The following is a 17,841-nucleotide window of genomic DNA, read 5'->3' as shown; positions in this document are numbered from 1 at the left end:
GGCTCAGCCCTCTGCCGCCAGCACGGCGCGCAGGCCGGTGCGGTAGTCGGGGTACTTCAGCGTAACGCCCAGTTCCTCGCGGATGCGGGCGTTGCATACGCGTTTGTTGTCGGCGTAGAAGCTGCGGGCCATGGGCGACATCTCTGCCTCCTCGAAGGCGACCTCGGGCGGCGGGAGCATCTCCAGCAGTTCGGCCGCGTAGGCCAGAACGTCCTGCGGTGGCGCGGGATCGTTGTCGCAGACGTTGTAGGCAGCGCCGGGATTGGGGCGCGCCATGGAGGCGCGCAGCACCTGCGCGATGTCCTCGCCGTGAATACGGGAAAACACCTGATCGGGCTTGATGATCCGCCGCGCCGTGCCGTTTCGCACCTTCTCGAAGGGGCCGCGGCCGGGGCCGTAGATGCCCGCCAGCCGGAAGCTGTGGATGGGCAGGCCGGGAATGGCGCGCCAGTCTGCCTCTGCCCGGATGCGCGCGCGGGCACGTTTCGAACGGCCGTTGAGTGGCGCGCTTTCGTCGACCCAGGCCCCGTCGGCGTTGCCGTAGACCCCGGTGGTCGACAGGTAGCCGGCCCAGTCGAGCCGCTGCGCCGCCTGTGCCAGCTCCGGCCCGATCAGCCGCAGCGCGGGGTCTCCGTCTTCGTCGGGGGCGGCGCTCATCAGGACGTGGGTTGCCTGAGCCAACGCCTCTGCCACGGGACCGTGTTCCCAGAGGATCGCCTCGATCCCCGTCGCGCGCAGCGATTCGCGCTTATGCGGGCTGCGCGTGGTGCCGATGACGCGCCAGCCGCCTTCTGCCAGCAGATCGGCGGCGAGGAATCGGGCGGAAAACCCGTGCCCGAGAGAAAGAAGCGTCTTTTCCATGGGGGCATAGGTGGCGCGACCGGGGCTGTTTGGCAAGTATTACAAAAACGTCTTTGACGGATTGCCTTTGTAACGTATTGTGGTGATGCGGGTTCCGGAGGAGACTTGAGCCATGTACAGTCAGGGATTGATCGGCGCGGACGGGCGCACGGAAGAGACCGAGGACTTCCTCGCGGCCTTCCAGCGACGCATGGACGCGGAGGAAAAGATCGAACCCAACGATGCCATGCCGGAGGGGTATCGCCGCACGCTTGTGCGCCAGATCGGCCAGCACGCGCATTCCGAGATCGTCGGCATGCTGCCGGAGGGCAACTGGATCACCCGCGCGCCCTCGCTGAAGCGCAAGGCCGCGCTGCTGGCAAAGGTGCAGGACGAGGGCGGGCACGGGCTTTACCTCTATTCCGCCGCCGAAACGCTGGGCGTGACCCGCGAGCAGATGACGGAGGAACTGCTGTCGGGGAAGGCCAAGTATTCCTCGATCTTCAATTATCCCACGCTGAGCTGGGCCGACATCGGCATCATTGGCTGGCTGGTGGACGGGGCCGCGATCATGAACCAGATCCCGCTGTGCCGCTGTTCCTACGGCCCTTATGCGCGGGCGATGATCCGGGTTTGCCGGGAGGAGAGCTTTCACCAGCGGCAGGGCTATGAACTGTGCCTGACGCTGTCGCGCGGAACGGAGGCGCAGAAGGCCATGCTTCAGGACGCGCTGGACCGCTGGTGGTGGCCCTGCCTGATGATGTTCGGCCCGCATGACGGTGACAGTCTGCATTCGGACCAGAGCATGGCGTGGAAGATCAAGCGGTTCTCCAACGACGATCTGCGCCAGAAGTTCATCGACGCCACTGTGCCGCAGGGCGAATACCTCGGCCTGACCTTCCCCGACCCCGAGCTGAAGTGGAACGAGGAGAAGGGCGGCTACGATCACGGGCCGATCGACTGGGAAGAGTTCTGGCGCGTGGTGAAGGGGGGCGGGCAGATGAACCGCGACCGCATCACGGCCCGCAAGAAGGCCTGGGACGAGGGCGCCTGGGTGCGCGAGGCGGCGCTGGTCCATGCGGAAAAGCGGCGGGCGCGGCAGCTGGCTGCGGAGTAAGCGGTTTCGCCCCGGGCCAGAGCCAGGGCTGGAGCCAGGGCCGGAGCTTGGGCCGGAACCCGCGCGGCGCGCCTGCGGCGCGCTGGAGGCTCTGCCTCCAGACCTCCGAGGTATTTGGGAACCAAAGAAGGAAAGAGGCCATGGCGAACGAGACGCCGCTTTGGGAAGTGTTCATTCGCCCGCGCAACGGGTTGAGTCACAAGCACGTGGGATCGCTGCACGCTGCCGATGAGGTGCTGGCACTGCAGGCAGCACGCGACGTCTACACGCGGCGGGGCGAGGGCAATTCGATCTGGGTGGTACGCTCGGTGGATATCGTGGCCTCCGACCCGGATCAGTCGGCGGAGAATTTCGATCCCACGGCCGAGAAGATCTATCGTCACCCGACCTTCTACGAGATCCCCGAAGACGTGGGGCACATGTGATGGCGCCGGATCTGGAGCTGTTCGATGCGGTCCTCGAACTGGCGGACGATCACCTCGTGCTCGGGCACCGTCTTTCGGAGTGGTGCGGTCATGCGCCCATGCTGGAGGAGGATCTTGCCCTGCCCAACATGGCGCTGGACCTGATCGGCACCGCGCGCACACTATATGACCATGCCGGGCGGCTGGAAGGGCAGGGCCGCGACGAGGACACGCTGGCCTATCTGCGCGGCGATCGCGCGTATCGCAACCTGCTGCTGGTCGAACGCGAGAATGGCGATTTTGCACATACCATGCTGCGGCAGCTCTATTTTTCCGCCTTCATGCATCCGTACTGGGAGGCGGCACTAGGGTCTTCGGACGCGGTGATCTCCGGGGTCGCGGGCAAGGCGGTGAAGGAGATGGCCTACCACATCCGCCACGCGGCAGAATGGGTGATCCGCCTTGGCGACGGCACGGAGGAAAGCGCGCGCCGCATGGGGGCTGCCGTCGACGCGCTGCACCTCTATACCCCCGAACTGTTCGAGGAGGGCGCGGCGGCGGGCTGCGACGCGCTGCCGGCGCGGGCCGCCATGCGCGGTGCCTTTGATTCGACCATCGCGCAGGTCTTTGCCGAGGCCGGGCTGTGCGTCCCGGAGGTGGCCTATCCGCCGTCGGGCGGGCGACGCGGCCTGCACGGCGAGGAACTGGGCCCCATGCTGGCGGAGATGCAGTCGCTGCACCGCGCCCACCCCGGGGCGCTCTGGTGACCGAGGCCGCGCGCGCATGGGCGGCGGCCGCCGCCGTGCCGGACCCGGAGATCCCGGTCCTGACGGTGGCGGATCTCGGCATCCTGCGCCGCGTCTCGCTGGACGGGGGCGTTGCGGTGGCGGAAGTCACGCCGACCTACTCAGGCTGTCCCGCGACGGTGGCCATCGAACTGTCGATCGAGGCGGCGTTGCGCGCGGCGGGGTTCGAGGCGCGGATCGCACGCGTCCTTTCCCCCGCCTGGACCACCGACTGGATCACTCCGGAGGGCCGCGAGAAGCTGCGCGCCTGTGGCATCGCACCGCCCGTCGCGGGGGCGGGCAAGGCCGCGCTCTTCAGCGCGCCGGAGGTCGCCTGCCCGCGTTGCGCCAGCGCCGACACGCGCCGCCTGTCCGAGTTCGGCTCCACCGCATGCAAGGCACAGTACCAGTGCCGCGCCTGCGCCGAGCCCTTCGACTATTTCAAATGCATCTGAGGCCCTCATGACCCCGACGTTCCACGACCTCACCCTCTGCGACGTCCGCCCCGAAGGCGAGGGCGCCGTGGCGCTGACCTTTGCCGTTCCCGAGGTGCTGGCGGAGACCTTCGCCTTTGCCCCCGGGCAGTACCTGACCCTGCGCACGGCGGTGGGCGGCCAGGACGAGCGCCGTTCCTACTCCATCGCGCGGGGCGAACCCGGCAGGCTCACCGTGGGAGTGAAACACGTGCCGGACGGGGCCTTTTCCACCGCCGCGCAGGACTTTCGCGCGCAAAAGATCCTGCACGTCATGCCGCCGCAGGGGCGCTTCGTGTGGCGCGGCGAAGCCAAGGTCGTGCTGATCGCCGCCGGATCCGGGATCACGCCGATGGTCGCCATCGCCGAAGCGGTGTTGAAGGCGGGCGGCGAGGCGGCGCTGGTCTACGGCAACCGCTCCGCCGCGGCGATCATGTTCCGCGACACGCTCGACGCCCTGAAGGACCGCTACATGGGGCGCTTCAGCCTGATTCACGTGCTCAGCCGCGAACCGCAGGACGTGGCGCTGCTGAATGGCCGCGTCACCGGCGAGAAGGTGCTGGCGCTGCACCGCGCGGGCGCGCTTGATCTGCACGGCGCGGAAGGCGTCTTTCTCTGTGGGCCGGGGGGCATGATCGAGGATGTCTCGACGGCACTGGATGGCATTGTCGCGCCGCATCGCATCCATTTCGAACGTTTCTACACCGAAGGCGAAGCACCCCGGGCCGCGCCGTCGGAGGCCGCTCAGAAGGCTGCCGCCGATGGCGTTTCGGTCGAGGTGGTGCTGGACGGCACCCGCCGCACCTTTGCCGTGGGGCAGGGGGACGACAATGTTGTGGACGCCGCCGCCCGCGCAGGGCTGGAATTGCCCTATTCCTGCAAGAACGGCATGTGCTGCACCTGCCGCTGCAAGGTTGTCGAGGGCAGCGCAGAGATGGCGGTGAACTACTCGCTGGAACCCTGGGAGATGGAGGCGGGCTTTATCCTCGCCTGTCAGGCGCGTCCGACCTCGGACAGGCTGGTGCTGGATTTCGACGCGGCTTGAGGCGGCCAGCGAGGCAGGCTGGGGAAACCTGCGGCGGCGCAGGCGGTACAGTCTGCTCTAGGTGGCACAGGCGCTTGCCCGCCCGCGGTTGAGCAGAGGATTGCCGATGTCCCAGAAGCGGACTCCCCGGAGCGATCCGGCCGGCGTATGAGTCGCGCCCAAGGCAACGGCGGCGCGAGGGACACATGCGGCGAGCGATGGGACGAGCGGGGGCACTGGCCCTCGGACTGGGCGTGGCGATGGCGATGACGGGATGTGCGGAGAGACCGGCGCCCGCGCCGGTGGCGGCCCCTGCGGCGCTGCCGCTCTTCCCCAACGAGACGCCGGAACTCCGCGCCTCCATCAACCAGTGGTCGGACCACTACGGGCTGCCGCGCGGGTTGGTGCACCGCCTCGCGATCCGCGAAAGCACGCATAATCCGGCGGCGCGCAACGGGCCCTATTTCGGGCTGTTCCAGATCCTGCCCGCGACCGCGCGCGGCATGGGATTCAACGGTTCGAACGAAGAGCTTCTCGACGCCAACGTGAACCTCAAATACGCGCTGAAGTACCTCAAGGGCGCCTATATCGTCTCGGATGGCGATTGGGACGACACCATCATGTGGTACGCCCGTGGCTACTATTACGAGGCCAAGCGCAAGGGGCTTCTGATCGCCACGGGCCTGCGCAAGGGGTAACGGCTCATCGGTCGGCGATGGAAAAGGCGGGCTATAGTCGGGTCCAAGTCGTGCCGGGCAGCATTGGCCGGCTGGCACGTTGCGCGGGGCCTCCCCGCGCGCTAGCCTGAGTCCATGGTACAGGATCTCGAAGCCGCCTATGCGCTGCAGACCCCCGACGATAATCTGAAACTCTACCGCGACTGGGCAGAGAGCTACGACACCGGCTTTGCCCGCGACATGGACTACATTCTGCCACGCCACGTGGCGGAGTTGTTCCGTGCATTGGGCGGGGCGGCCCCGGTGCTGGACATGGGCGCGGGCACCGGCCTGTGCGGTGCGGCGCTGACGGCCTTGGGCATCGGTCCGGTCGAGGCGACCGACCTTTCGCAGGACATGCTCGATGTCTCGGCGGGAAAGGGCGTCTATGCACGGCTTTTCACCGGCAACCTGCTGGAACGCTTGCCGGTGGAGGATGGCGCCTACGCCGGCGTGACCTGTTCCGGCACCTTCACCCACGGCCACGTTGGCCCCGAAGCGTTGCCGGAAGTGCTGCGTGTGCTGCGCCCCGGCGGGCTGGCGGTGATTTCGGTGCACGCGGAACACTGGCGGGCGAAGGGCTTTGCCGCCGCCGTCGACGGGCTCGACCTGAGCGAGACCGGCTGGCGCGAGGTCGCTATCTTTGGCGAGGGCGCCACTGGCGATCACGCCCGGGACAAGAGCCGAATTTTGTGGCTGCGCAAGCGGTAGGGGAACGACGCCCCGCTCAGAGATTGTTCCTTACCAGCAGCAGCAACGAGACTGCGGCGATGGCCAGCAAGACGATCTGGACGTAGTCAAGAAGATCCATCGGTCATGTCCTCCAAGTCGTTTTGAACATGGCAGTTGCTGTCCATCATTTCAACCAACTCACCGATCACCCTGTCGCGGTCCGCTGGCGGCAAACTCTTCAGCGGCGCCCCGCCCAGCTTTTCCAGCCCTTCGATGGCCAATTCGCAACGTCGGACGTCTTCCTTGTATTCATTGCCGAAAATCTCGATCACCTGGGTCACCGCCGCGGTGAACAGGGAGGAACCGAGAACCAGCGAGAGGATCAGGTTCGTGCGGGACTTCTGGCGGACTTCTTCGGTCCGCTTTTCATCTTTTTCACGCCATTGCCTGACTTCCTGCGCAAGCCGGTTCTCCAGTTCGCTCATGCTCCGGCCCCTCTCAGCTGGCGTAGTCGGACCCTTCCTCGTCCAGGATCGCCTTCAGCTCGGCCAGATGGCGCAGGTCCTGCTCCGGGTAATCCTCGATCTCCTGCGCGGTCTTTTCCGCGATCTCGTCCGAAAGCACGTGCAGCGGCTGGCCGGTCTGCAAGGCCATGATGTAGGTCTGCGCCGCGCGCTCGAAATAGTAGAGCCGGTTGAAAGTCTCCGCCACCGTGTCGCCGATCACCATGACACCGTGGTTGCCCATGATCAGCACCTTCACCTTCGGATCCGCCAGCAATTCCGCGCAGCGTTCGCCCTCTTCCTCGAAGGCCAGTCCGCCGTAATTGTCGTCGATGGCGATGCGGTTGTAAAAGGTGGCACAGGTCTGGTCGATGGGCGGCAGACGCTTGTCCTTAAGGCAGGCCAGCACCGTCGCATAGGGCGAATGCACGTGCATGGCGCAGCGGGCGTGGGCGCAGTGTCGGTGCAGCCCGCCATGCAGGCCCCAGGCGGTGGGGTCCGGCGCGCCGGGGCGGTTCAGCGTCTCGGGGTCGTTAGCGTCCACCACCAGCAGATCCGACGCCTTGATGCGTGAAAAATGCACCTGGTTGGGGTTCATCAGGAACTTCGTGCCGTCGTCGTTGACCGCAAGGCTGAAGTGGCTTGCCACCGCCTCGTGCATGTTCAGCCGGACGGTCCAGCGAAAGGCCGCGGCGAGATCGACGCGGTCCTGCCAGTGGTCGAGGTTGGCGCGGGTTGCGGGTGCGTTCATGGGGGCCTCCTTGGTTGCGGCCATCGAACGCGCGCCCGGCCGGGATGTCAACGCGGCAGGTGCAGACGCGCCGTCATCGCCCGTCATCGCCTGCCATGGGCCGGCGCGGCGCCCGGACCCGGTTGCGCAGGCTGTGACAAGCTGTCACCCTCGCATAAAACAAGAGAAAGACTCCGCCCATGCAGGACGCCAGCGACCAGCTCGTGATCGAGACCCCCGATGCCCCGGAAGCCGCGCTTTTCGACGATCCGCGCGCGGCGGTGGACCGGCTCTGTGCGTTATACGAGCAGGCGGCCGAATTTCTGCGCGACCGCTTTCTGCGCGCCATGCACGAAGGCCACCCCGGCGTCCGCCTGCGGGCCTTCTACCCCGAGATCCGCTTTACCACGGCGAGCTTTGCCAAGATCGACTCGCGGTTGTCCTTCGGCCATGTGACGTCGCCCGGCACCTATGCCACCACCGTCACCCGGCCCCGCATGTTCCGGCATTATCTGCGTCAGCAGCTTGGCCTGCTGCTGTCGAACCACGGGGTCAAAGTGCAGATCGGCCTGTCGGACACCCCCATGCCGGTGCATTTCGCGGTGGCGAATTTTCCTGATGTGACCGTGCCGCAGGAGGGGGCCGCGGAATTCGTGCTGCGCGACGTCTTTGATGTCCCGGACCTCGGGACCACCAACGACGATATCGTCAACGGCGTGGTGGTAACCCCGCCCGGCGGCGCCATGCCGCTTGCCCCCTTCACCGCGCAGCGCGTCGATTACAGCCTTGCGCGCCTCGCGCATTACACCGCGACCGACCCGGAGCACTTCCAGAACCACGTTCTGTTTACCAACTACCAGTTCTATGTATCGGAATTCGAGGCCTACGCCCGCGCCGCCCTTGCCGATCCGGCGACCGGTTACACCGCCTTCGTCTCCACCGGCAACGTCGAGATCACGACCCCCGATGGCGATCTCGGCATGCCCGCGCGCCTGCCGCAGATGCCCACCCACCACCTCAAACGCGCCGACGGGTCCGGCATCACGCTGGTCAACATCGGCGTCGGCCCGTCGAACGCCAAGACCGCGACCGACCACATTGCCGTCCTGCGCCCGCACGCCTGGCTGATGGTCGGCCATTGCGCGGGTCTTCGGAACTCCCAGTCGCTGGGCGATTTCGTTCTCGCCCACGCCTACCTGCGCGAAGACAAGGTGCTGGACGACGACCTGCCCGTCTGGGTGCCGATCCCGGCGCTGGCAGAAATCCAGGTCGCTCTGGAAAAGGCCGTGGAGCATGAAACCCAGCTTGACGGTTACGACCTGAAACGGATCATGCGCACTGGGACCGTCGCCACCGTCGATAACCGCAACTGGGAATTGCGCGATACCTCCGGTCCGGTGCAGCGCCTGTCGCAGTCCCGGGCCGTGGCGCTCGATATGGAATCGGCCACCATCGCGGCCAACGGTTTCCGCTTCCGGGTGCCCTATGGTACGCTGCTGTGCGTTTCGGACAAGCCGCTGCATGGCGAGCTGAAGCTGCCGGGCATGGCGTCGGACTTCTACAAGACGCAGGTGTCGCGGCATCTTCGCATAGGGATTCGGGCCATGGAATCGCTGCGCGACATGCCGCTCGAACGCATTCACAGCCGGAAATTGCGCTCCTTCGAGGAGACAGCCTTCCTTTGACGTTGGGGAAATCGGCACAAAATGCACAATATGGCGGCCGGGCGACCCACGAATTATTGTGTTCGTCGCACATATCCGATTTTAATGCGCGCCAGAGGCCCAAGGGAACTAGGGCAGTGAAGGGGCGTTTTCGCCGATAGCGAGCGCGCACGCAAAGGAGACCATGAAATGGCGAAGCCGATGACCAAGACCCAGCTGGTGGCAGCACTGGCAGAGAAGATGGAAGCGGACAAGAAGACCGCGGGCACGGCGCTGGACGCGCTGGTGGACATCATCACCTCCGAAGTGTCGGGCGGTGGTGCGGTGACCCTGCCCGGCGTCGGCAAGATCTACTGCCGCGAGCGTCCGGAGCGCATGGTGCGCAACCCCGCGACCGGCGAGCAGTTCAAGAAGGAAGCCGACAAGCAGGTCAAGATGACTATCGCGAAGGCCCTGAAGGACAGCGTCAACGCCTGATGCCGCCGTCGGGCACGGCCCGGGTTGGCAGGGTCCGATGCCGGACCGGGATCCCAAGGGGATCGGAATTTCAAAGGGTCGCCTCGGGGCGGCCCTTTTTCGTGCGCCCCTTGTCGAACGAGCTGTCTCGGACGACGCTTGCCGAACGTCAGTCATTCTGGGGCCCATTCGTTACCTGTCGTCGCGGCCCGTATCCGCGCGCCTGCGATCATGCCCCTGTCACGCCCGTCCCTTTGCGCCCGTCCCTGAGCGCCCCCTCTGAGAGTGTGTCCCTGAGCGCGTGGCCCCGTGTGCCTGTGTCTGTTCGACTGTCGCCGCGAGGACATCCGCCTGCGCGCCCGTGTCGAGCCGGCGTGATGTGTCGTAACATTTCGGATCATTCTGCGGGGCGCTCCTGTCAAAGCGGACCGACCTGCCTTTGACCCGTGTCGCGCAGGCCAAAGGGGCCTGAGACCGACACTCACGGCTTTGGCTGCCCTGAACCACGACCCTTGGCCGGATTACGGACTACGGACTACCGATCACAGACAGGGCAGGGGTCTTGGCCCGGTCTCCCGGTTGCGAACCGGGCCTTCGGCTCAGTAGCCGCCGAGGGCCGGGCGCTCTTTCCATTCGTACCTGCCGCCGCCGGAGTCATCCGGCTGGGTCAGATCCAGCATGGATGCCCGTTCGTAGACGACCTGCGTCGGCACGTTCAGAACATCGGCCACGGCACCCGCGCGGCCCTCGTACCAGAGTTCACGGAAATCGACCTCCGGCATCAGCAGCGTCAGCGCGAAGCGGCGCGCCTCCTGCTGGGCGGCGGGATCCTTCGGGGTCTGCAACGCCTGCACGCCGCAGCCGGGGTGCTTTTCCCGTGTGAGGGGGACGTGCAGGATCCAGTGCCCGACGCCGATGGCGGCGGCGATGCGATCGTGCTTTGGCCGGCCGTTCCTCGGCAGGAATATCACCGCGCGTTTGTCCAGTGGCACATCGAGCATCAGGTCGTGCGGCGGGCTGGAATATTCGACATCCACGTTCAGCGCGCGGCAAAGCCCGTCCAGCGCCCCTTCCCGCAGGCAGACGCCGGGGTTGTTTTCCAACAGATCGCCGATGATCGACTCGATTTCTGGTTGGGAGAGATTGGCGGCGACGGGTTCCACGTAGGGGTAGCTGGGGTATCGCTTTGGCATGCGGGGGCCTCCGGGGCTGGCAACTGGCGGGTCGCGGGAACCGCTCCAATTGCCAGACCTTGTGCCACGGAACAGGTTGACCGTTCCTGAATGCTCTCCCAAGTCGTCCTGCCAATTCAGCACAAACTGTCGGAAATGGTCCGTCTCCGGGAGGGCGGGGGATCAGATCCCGCCCCACCGGCGTCTGATCCCGGTCATCAAACCTCCGACAGGCGACGATTCTGCCGCCCAAGGGCGTCGAAATTGGACGCAGCCAGCCAGCGCTCCAGCCGCGCCTTCCGCTCTGGCCATTCGCCGTCCAGCAGCGAAAACCACGCTGTGTCGCGGTTGCGGCCCTTGTAGACCGTGGCCTGCCGGAAGGTGCCCTCGTAACCGAATCCCAGCCGCTCCGCCGCGCGCCGCGATGGCGCGTTCAGCGCATCGCATTTCCATTCGCAACGGCGATAGCCCAGCGTGTCGAAGACATGCGACAGGATCAGCAGCATGGCCTCCGTTGCCAGACGGGTCCGTTGCAAGCGGGGCGAGAACTGGATGTAGCCCAGTTCGACGCAGCCCGCCTCCGGGGCGATGCGCATCAGCGAACAGATCCCCGCCGCCCCGACACCGTCCTCGATGGCGTAGAACTGCGGGTCGGCGGAGCCTTGCGCCCAGAGGCACCAGCGCTGCGCCTCGTCCTCCGTCTGCCATGGCTCGATCGACAGATAGGTGCGGTCCCGCCCGGTCCGGTCCTCCGCGAAGGCCGCGAACAGCGCGGGCGCGTGGGCCGCGCGCAGCGGTGACAGCCGCCCGTGGCGCCCTCCCAAGACGACATGCGGCGGGCGTGGACGCGGCAGCGGGCCGGCAACGGGCAGGCCCACCGGCTGCCCGTGCGCGTTCATCACGTGATCCATGCTCAGCCGAAGACGCGACCCAGCGCGCCATCCACGGCCGACACGATCTGGTCGATGTCGTCCTTCGTGGCGATCAGGGGCGGCGCGAAGCACAGCGTGTTGTTGCGCCCCGGAACCGAACGGTTGGTCGCCCCGATGATGACCCCCTGCGCCATGCAGTCGGCCACCACCGCCTGCACCTGCGCCTCCGGCACAACTTCCTTGGTTACCCGATCCGCCACCAGTTCCGCGCCAAGGAACAGCCCCTTGCCGCGCACGTCGCCGATCACCCGGTGCCGGTCCGTCAGCGCGTTCAACTGGTCGACCATGTAGGTACCCATTGCCGTGGTATTGCCCAGCAGGTCCTCCTCCTCGATGATCGCCATGTTCTCGATCGCCGCCGCTGGCCCCGCCGTGCAGCCGCCGAAGGTGGAGATGTCGCGGAAGTAGTTCAGCGGATCGCTGGCGTCGTCCTTGAACAGGTCAAAGACCCGCTCGGAGGTCACGCAGCAGGCAATCGCCGCATAGCCGCTCGCCACGCCCTTTGCCATGGTGACGAAGTCCGGCTCGATCCCGTAGTGCTGGTAGCCGAACCATGTGCCCGTCCGGCCCACGCCGCAGACCACCTCGTCGATATGCAGCAGCACGTCGTATTTGCGGCAGATCGCCTGCACCTTCTGCCAGTAGCCCTCCGGCGGGGCGATCACGCCGCCCCCCGCCGTCACGGGTTCAAGGCAGAGCGCGCCCACCGTGTCGGGACCCTCGCGCAGGATGACCGCCTCGATCTGGTCCGCCGCCCATTCGCCGTAGTTCTCCTCCGGCGCGCCGTCCTGCTCGTGCTTGCGATATTCCAGACAATGCGGCACCCGCACGAAATCGGGGGCAAAGGGCCCGTATTGCGCGTTGCGCTCGTCCTGCCCGCCCGCCGACAGGCAGCCGATGGTGGTGCCGTGGTAGTCGCGGTCGCGGTACAGGATCTTGGTTTTCTTGCCGCCATACCGCTTGTGCGCGATCTGGCGCACCATCTTGAAGGCCTTCTCGTTCGCCTCCGACCCGGAGTTGCAGTAGTAGACGCGCGTCAGCCCCGGCATCTTGTCGATCAACTGTTCGGCGAACAGCGCGCCGGGCACGGAACCGGCGGCCCCGGCGAAATAGTTCATCCGCATCAGCTGATCGTAGACCGCGCGGGCGATGCGCTCGCGGCCATAGCCCACGTTAACCGTCCAGACCGCGCCCGACACCGCATCGAGGTGCTCCTTGCCCGCCTGGTTCCAGACGCGCATCCCCTTGCCCTCGATCATGATGTTGGGGTCCTTGGTCTCGAACCCCTTGTGCTGCACGAGGTGATGCCAGACGTGCGCCTTGTCGGCACTGACGATGTGGCTGAGGTCGTTCTGCGAATAGGTCCCGTCCATGGCGGTGCTCCCCTGTATGGCGTTTCGTCCAGTTGGCGCGATTTTTGGGCGTCGGATAGGTCCAGATCAAGGGCGCGTGTAAGTCCAGACATGAATTCCCTTACGGCAGTCGATCCGAAAAGCAGCGCTTTTTCAACGCTTTGATCCACGCCGCCAGGCGGCCTGAAATCGCGCAGCTGCCTTGCGCCGGGGCCTCTATGGGAAAAAACGTTGATCGACTGCCTGTTTGCTGGTCGGATCAACCGTAGCGCCCGGCACGAGGCGCGCCCAAACAGGGAGAATTCGCATGAAGACGACGCTTCTTGGCGCCGCGGCCGCTTTGGTCGTGATCGCCGGCACCGCCCGCGCGGAAACCATCACCGTGGGGTATTTTCTCGAATGGCCGATGCCCTTCGAATACGCCAAGGCCGAGGGCCTCTACGAAGAGGCCATGGGCGTGGACATCAACTGGGTCAGCTTCGACACCGGCACCGCGATGAGTGCGGCCATGGCGAGCGGAGACGTCCAGCTGAGCGTGTCGCAGGGCGTGCCGCCCTTTGTCGTGGCCACCTCCGCCGGGCAGGATCTTCAGGCGCTCGACGTGGCGGTCAGCTACTCGGACAACGACAATTGCGTGGTGCGCGAGGATCTGGAGATCGACAGGGACTCGGCGGCGGAACTGGCGGGCAAGAAGGTCGCCGTGCCGCTGGGCACCGCCGCGCATTACGGTTTCCTCAAGCAGATGAGCCACTTCGGCGTTGACCTTGCCAGCCTCGACATCGTCGACATGGCGCCGCCCGACGGGGCGGCCGCCATTGCGCAGGGTGCGGTGGACATGGCCTGTGGCTGGGGCGGATCGCTGCGCCGGATGAAGGAACACGGCAACGTGCTGCTGACCGGGGCAGAAAAGGAGGACCTGGGCATTCTGGTCTTCGACGTCACCTCCGGCCCCGCCTCCTGGGTGGCGGAGAATTCCGACCTCGTCGCCACCTTCCTGAAGGTCACGGCCGACGCCAATGCCATGTGGGCGGACGAGGCCAATCAGGCAAGGATGATCCCCGTGATCGCCAGGGACGCCGGCATGGACGAGACCGCCACGGCGGAAACCATGGCCACCTTCGTCTTTCCCACGGTCGAGGAACAATTGTCCGAAAAGTGGCTGGGCGGCGGCGCGCAGGAGTTCATGAAGGGCGTCGCGGATGTCTTTGTGGAGGCCGGGTCCATCGACGCCGCGCTGGACAATTACGCGGATCACGTCGACACCGGGCCGCTTTCGTCGGCGAACGGCATGTAGGGCGGGTCGCTGACCGTGGGGCATGATCTTCGCCGAAGATCATGCACTCCCCGGTCGCCGGCCCCCATGATCTTCGGCGAAGATCATGGGTCTTCCCAAAGCGAGGTACTGGCGTGAGCGGTCTTGGCATCGAAAACATCTCCATGCGTTTCGACCTGCCGAACGGGCGGGCGGTGCAGGCGCTCAGCGACGTTTCCCTGCACCTCTCGCGTGGCGAGCTTCTGAGCGTGCTGGGCCCTTCGGGCTGCGGCAAGACCACGCTGCTGAACATCATAGCCGGCTTCCTCGCGCCAACCTCCGGGCAGATCACCCTCAACGGTCACGCCGTCACCGGCCCGGACGCGGAACGCGGCATGGTCTTCCAGCAGGGCGCGCTCTTCGAGTGGATGAGCGTGAGGGAAAACGTCTCCTTCGGGCCGCGCATGGCCGGACGGCGTGCGCGCGACTGGGCGGGAACGGTCGACCACCTGCTCGACGTCGTGGGCCTGAAGGATTTTCACGACAAGGCGGTCTACGAGCTGTCGGGCGGGATGCAACAGCGCGTGGCGCTGGCGCGCTGCCTGGCCAACGACCCGGACGTGATCCTGATGGACGAACCGCTGGGCGCGCTCGATGCGTTGACGCGGGAAAAGATGCAGGGACTGGTGCTGCGGCTGTGGAAGGAGACCGGCAAGACCATCATCCTCATTACCCACTCCGTCGAAGAGGCGCTCCTGCTGGGCGAACGCCTGCTGGTCATGGCACCGCGACCGGGGCGCATCCACAGCGAATACCGTCTGCCCTTTGCCGACATGGGAGTGAACGCCGACCTGCGCGAGGTCAAGAAACATCCCGACTTCGCCGCCCGGCGCGACGAGATCCTCGGGATGATCTGGGACATGGAGGAAGAGATCATGGGGCGGCCCGAAACCGCCTCCGAGACCGCCGGGACGGCGGGCGTCTGATATGATCGTCTTCCTGATCTACGCCGCCGTTTTCGTCTCCGCCTTCGCGCTGGTCCGCTTCATCGTCGGCCGCACCGCCACCGGCTTTGCCGCGCGCAAGACCGTGACTTTCGGTGATGAAAGCGCCGTGGTGCCGGACCGCGCGGCCTCCGTGGTCTCTGTCCTGGTGATCTTCCTGCTCTGGGGGGCCTTTACCGGCTCGCGCCTGCTGCCGGGGTTCCTGCACGCGCCGGGGCCCTTCATCGGCGACGCGACCTTTTCCTACACCGCGGAGGCCGATGGCGTGGGCCCCGACGAGGCCACCGTCACCGTGCGCGTCTTCGAGGTTGGCCAGACGGTCGCGACCCCGACGGTCGACCCCGGCGAAGGCTGGGCGAAGAACGACAGCGACACGGTGGGTGCCTGGCGCTCCGGCCTGATCCGGGTGGCGAAGAACGACGAGGCCACGGAGGGCCACCGCGTTACGATGGTCAACGGCCAGCCCATCGCCCCCGGCCTGACGGTCGAAACCACCTATGGGCGCATCGGCATGTCACCCAAGGGCACGCTGAACTTCGAACCCGCGAAGGGCTGGCAGATGGAGCCGATCTGGCTCCCCGCGCCGGAGGCCGTGGTGGCGCGCCTCACCGACATCGCCCGCGAGGGCTATCGCGGCGCCTCGCTCTGGGAACACCTCGGGTTTTCGCTGTTCCGCGTGGTGGTGGGCTTCTTCTTCGGGGCGCTGGTGGGCATCCCGCTGGGCTATGCCATGGGCCTGTCGAACTGGTTTCGCGGCTGGTTCGACCCGATCGTCGAATTCATGCGCCCGGTGCCGCCGCTGGCGCTGATCCCGCTGGTCATCATCTGGGCGGGCATCGGGGAACTGGGCAAGATCATCCTGCTGTTTCTCGCCGCGCTCTGGATCATGGCCATCGCCGCGCGCGCCGGCGTGTCCGGCGTCGCCATCCCCAAGGTCCACGCCGCCTATTCGCTGGGTGCCTCGCGCTGGCAGATCATGCGCCACGTCATCGTTCCGAATTCCCTGCCGGAGATATTCACCGGCGCGCGGGTGGCCATGGGGGTGTGCTGGGGCACCGTGGTCGCCGCCGAACTGGTCGCCGCCGAAAAGGGCGTCGGCATGATGATCATGGTCGCTTCGAAGTTTCAGCAGACCGATATCGTCATCATGGGCATCGTGCTGATCGGCCTCATCGGCTTTGGCATCGACATCCTGATGCGCTGGGCCGAGAAGCTTCTGGTGCCGTGGAAGGGCCGCATCTGAGGGGTATCGTGGACCGGCACTCCCGGTCCACGCGCCTGTCGGGTCAGTTGTCAGTTGCCGGAGCTGTCTCCGCCGCAGGATCCACAGGCGCCACCGGGTCAGTGTCCACCGGGTCAGTGTCCACCGGGTCAGTGTCCGCCGGGGCAGTGTCCGCCGGGGCCGCCTCTTCCCCCACGGGGGCGGTCGTGTCTGCCGTCCCCACCGGGGCGTCGCCCGCCTCGGAACTCATGCCGTCGAGCGACACCAGCAGCGCTGTCACCTGACCATCGAGCCAGGCCCGCCCCTTGTCCACCGCCGCGACGTAAGTATCCAGAACCGGGGCCGCCTGCGGCACCGCCGCCGAAATCCTTGGCGCATAGACATACAGCCCGACCGCCAGCGCCGCCAGCACCAGCACCGTCAGGAAGCCGCGGCCAAAGCCACCCTTGCCGGGATCGGCTTCCTTCACCGGGCCGCGCGGGGCGGTGTCGATCACGCGCGGCTCGTTGGTGGCGCGCAGGGTCTGGTTGATCTCGTCGACGTTGGGCAACAGATCCCGCCGCGAACTGGCCGCCGCTTGCGGTACAGCGTGACCGTCTCCGTCACCCTCCACCGGCACAGCCGGGCGGCGCGGTGCGGGGCGGGGGGACGGACGCGCGGCGGGGTCGCCGTCTGTCCCGTCGGCACGCAGCGCCGCCATGCGGTCGCGCGACTGCCGCGAGCGGCGTGCCAACTCGCCCTCGTCCGGGTCCGGGAGGCCAAGGTCAGGCTGGCTTTCCAGCGTCTCGGCGGCGCGGCGGCGGGCCTCGTATTCACGTTCCTCGCGGAAGATACCGGCCACCTCGGGATCAAGCCCGCGCGGCTTCGCCGTATCGGCCTCCACGTCCTCATCCACGCCGGCGGCGCGGGGATGGTACTCCGGTCCGTCCCCGGACCGGTACTCCTGGTCGCCCTCGGCACCGTACCCAGGGGCTGACTCTGGCGCATCCGACGCATATTCAGGTCCATATTCAGGCCCATCTTCAGGCCCGTAATCAGAAATCTCGGAAAAGGCGGTTCCGGGGGCATCCTCGGGCGCTTCCCCGGACGTATCGTCGGAGGCGGCTGCGCGCGGCCGGGACGGCCGGGGGCGCGCCGCGGCGGGCAGGGGGGCCTGTTGCGTCTGGTCCTCGTCGACCTCCGTTTCCCATTCCGGTTCCCGCAGCGGCAGGTCCGCATCCCCGGTCAGGCTGGCGTCATCGTCGGGGTGGTGCTGGAACCAGGTATGCCCGCAGTTGGAACACTGCACGTCGCGCCCACCCTCGGGAATGACCTCGGGCGGAACGTCATATTGCGCACCGCAATTCGGGCAAATCAGCCGCATCCTGCTCTCGTCCTGTCTCTCGCTCGGCCCCCGAGAGCCGTTGGCGGTACAATAGGGGCCTTGTCCCGGCGGGAAAAGTCCAATGTTCACATGGAAGGTGCGTTGCGTTACAGGGCGTGCACTGGCACAACAGGGCAAACGTGAGGTGAGGGCAAACGAC

The 17,841-nt window shown here is 66.6% G+C and carries 19 protein-coding genes; 12 read left to right on the top strand and 7 right to left on the bottom strand.

The window, feature by feature from the left end:
* Positions 1–3 precede the first annotated feature (3 nt).
* The gene (locus tag J5474_RS03260; RefSeq protein WP_209359255.1) at positions 4–861 is read right to left on the bottom strand and encodes an SDR family oxidoreductase; all 858 of its coding nucleotides are present in this window, start codon (positions 859–861) and stop codon (positions 4–6) included.
* 112 nt (positions 862–973) lie between these two features.
* Between J5474_RS03260 and paaA the strand changes: the two genes are divergently transcribed.
* From paaA to J5474_RS03225, 7 genes are all read left to right on the top strand, one after another.
* Positions 974–1,957, top strand: a complete 984-nt coding sequence (gene paaA / locus J5474_RS03255; protein WP_209359252.1) for a 1,2-phenylacetyl-CoA epoxidase subunit PaaA — start codon at positions 974–976, stop codon at positions 1,955–1,957.
* A 140-nt stretch (positions 1,958–2,097) separates the two neighbouring features.
* The gene (gene paaB / locus J5474_RS03250; protein WP_209359251.1) at positions 2,098–2,382 is read left to right on the top strand and encodes a 1,2-phenylacetyl-CoA epoxidase subunit PaaB; all 285 of its coding nucleotides are present in this window, start codon (positions 2,098–2,100) and stop codon (positions 2,380–2,382) included.
* Complete coding sequence (gene paaC, locus J5474_RS03245; protein WP_209359249.1) at positions 2,382–3,128, top strand: 1,2-phenylacetyl-CoA epoxidase subunit PaaC; 747 nt, start codon at positions 2,382–2,384, stop codon at positions 3,126–3,128. The genes paaB and paaC overlap by 1 nt, the downstream gene beginning before the upstream one ends.
* The gene (gene paaD / locus J5474_RS03240; RefSeq protein WP_209359503.1) at positions 3,122–3,601 is read left to right on the top strand and encodes a 1,2-phenylacetyl-CoA epoxidase subunit PaaD; all 480 of its coding nucleotides are present in this window, start codon (positions 3,122–3,124) and stop codon (positions 3,599–3,601) included. The genes paaC and paaD overlap by 7 nt, the downstream gene beginning before the upstream one ends.
* Before the next feature lie 7 nt (positions 3,602–3,608).
* A complete protein-coding gene (locus J5474_RS03235) occupies positions 3,609–4,664 on the top strand; it encodes a 2Fe-2S iron-sulfur cluster-binding protein (protein WP_209359247.1) in 1,056 nt (351 codons plus the stop codon).
* Between the two features lie 185 nt (positions 4,665–4,849).
* Positions 4,850–5,341, top strand: a complete 492-nt coding sequence (locus J5474_RS03230; protein ID WP_209359245.1) for a transglycosylase SLT domain-containing protein — start codon at positions 4,850–4,852, stop codon at positions 5,339–5,341.
* Between the two features lie 114 nt (positions 5,342–5,455).
* On the top strand, positions 5,456–6,070 hold the full coding sequence (locus J5474_RS03225; RefSeq protein WP_209359243.1) for a class I SAM-dependent DNA methyltransferase: 615 nt from the start codon (positions 5,456–5,458) through the stop codon (positions 6,068–6,070).
* 86 nt (positions 6,071–6,156) lie between these two features.
* Here the strand turns inward: J5474_RS03225 and J5474_RS03220 are convergent, their stop codons facing one another.
* Together J5474_RS03220 and J5474_RS03215 are read right to left on the bottom strand one after the other, a co-directional pair.
* On the bottom strand, positions 6,157–6,516 hold the full coding sequence (locus J5474_RS03220) for a hypothetical protein (protein WP_209359241.1): 360 nt from the start codon (positions 6,514–6,516) through the stop codon (positions 6,157–6,159).
* 13 nt (positions 6,517–6,529) lie between these two features.
* Complete coding sequence (locus tag J5474_RS03215; protein ID WP_209359239.1) at positions 6,530–7,285, bottom strand: class II aldolase and adducin N-terminal domain-containing protein; 756 nt, start codon at positions 7,283–7,285, stop codon at positions 6,530–6,532.
* Positions 7,286–7,464: 179 nt separating this feature from the next.
* Here J5474_RS03215 and J5474_RS03210 point away from each other — a divergent pair, with 179 nt between their 5' ends.
* The gene (locus J5474_RS03210) at positions 7,465–8,949 is read left to right on the top strand and encodes an AMP nucleosidase (RefSeq protein WP_209359237.1); all 1,485 of its coding nucleotides are present in this window, start codon (positions 7,465–7,467) and stop codon (positions 8,947–8,949) included.
* Positions 8,950–9,117: 168 nt separating this feature from the next.
* Positions 9,118–9,405 carry an HU family DNA-binding protein gene (locus tag J5474_RS03205; RefSeq protein WP_209359235.1) on the top strand — a complete coding sequence of 96 codons (288 nt, stop codon included), beginning with the start codon at positions 9,118–9,120 and terminating at the stop codon, positions 9,403–9,405.
* Between the two features lie 578 nt (positions 9,406–9,983).
* On the opposite strand, the gene J5474_RS03200 is transcribed toward J5474_RS03205, so the two are convergent.
* From J5474_RS03200 to J5474_RS03190, 3 genes are all read right to left on the bottom strand, one after another.
* Entirely contained in the window at positions 9,984–10,577 is a 594-nt protein-coding gene (locus J5474_RS03200) for an ImmA/IrrE family metallo-endopeptidase (protein WP_209359233.1), read from the bottom strand.
* A gap of 197 nt (positions 10,578–10,774) precedes the next feature.
* Positions 10,775–11,455, bottom strand: a complete 681-nt coding sequence (locus J5474_RS03195) for a GNAT family N-acetyltransferase (protein ID WP_245216199.1) — start codon at positions 11,453–11,455, stop codon at positions 10,775–10,777.
* A 14-nt stretch (positions 11,456–11,469) separates the two neighbouring features.
* Positions 11,470–12,861, bottom strand: coding sequence for an aminotransferase family protein (locus J5474_RS03190; RefSeq protein ID WP_209359229.1), 1,392 nt, complete (start codon positions 12,859–12,861; stop codon positions 11,470–11,472).
* 286 nt (positions 12,862–13,147) lie between these two features.
* Between J5474_RS03190 and J5474_RS03185 the strand changes: the two genes are divergently transcribed.
* The 3 genes from J5474_RS03185 (at position 13,148) to J5474_RS03175 (ending at position 16,339) form a co-directional block, all read left to right on the top strand.
* Positions 13,148–14,134, top strand: a complete 987-nt coding sequence (locus J5474_RS03185; protein WP_209359227.1) for a taurine ABC transporter substrate-binding protein — start codon at positions 13,148–13,150, stop codon at positions 14,132–14,134.
* Between the two features lie 113 nt (positions 14,135–14,247).
* Positions 14,248–15,078: an ATP-binding cassette domain-containing protein gene (locus J5474_RS03180; protein ID WP_209359225.1), complete on the top strand. Its 831-nt coding sequence runs from the start codon at positions 14,248–14,250 to the stop codon at positions 15,076–15,078.
* Position 15,079: 1 nt separating this feature from the next.
* The gene (locus J5474_RS03175; protein WP_209359223.1) at positions 15,080–16,339 is read left to right on the top strand and encodes an ABC transporter permease; all 1,260 of its coding nucleotides are present in this window, start codon (positions 15,080–15,082) and stop codon (positions 16,337–16,339) included.
* Between the two features lie 43 nt (positions 16,340–16,382).
* Here the strand turns inward: J5474_RS03175 and J5474_RS22730 are convergent, their stop codons facing one another.
* Positions 16,383–17,681: a zinc-ribbon domain-containing protein gene (locus J5474_RS22730; RefSeq protein WP_245216198.1), complete on the bottom strand. Its 1,299-nt coding sequence runs from the start codon at positions 17,679–17,681 to the stop codon at positions 16,383–16,385.
* Positions 17,682–17,841: the final 160 nt, after the last annotated feature.

The sequence above is a fragment of the Sagittula salina genome, assembly GCF_017813235.1.
GTDB classification, from domain to species: Bacteria; Pseudomonadota; Alphaproteobacteria; order Rhodobacterales; family Rhodobacteraceae; genus Sagittula; species Sagittula salina.
This window is presented reverse-complemented; position numbering and strand designations above follow the sequence as displayed.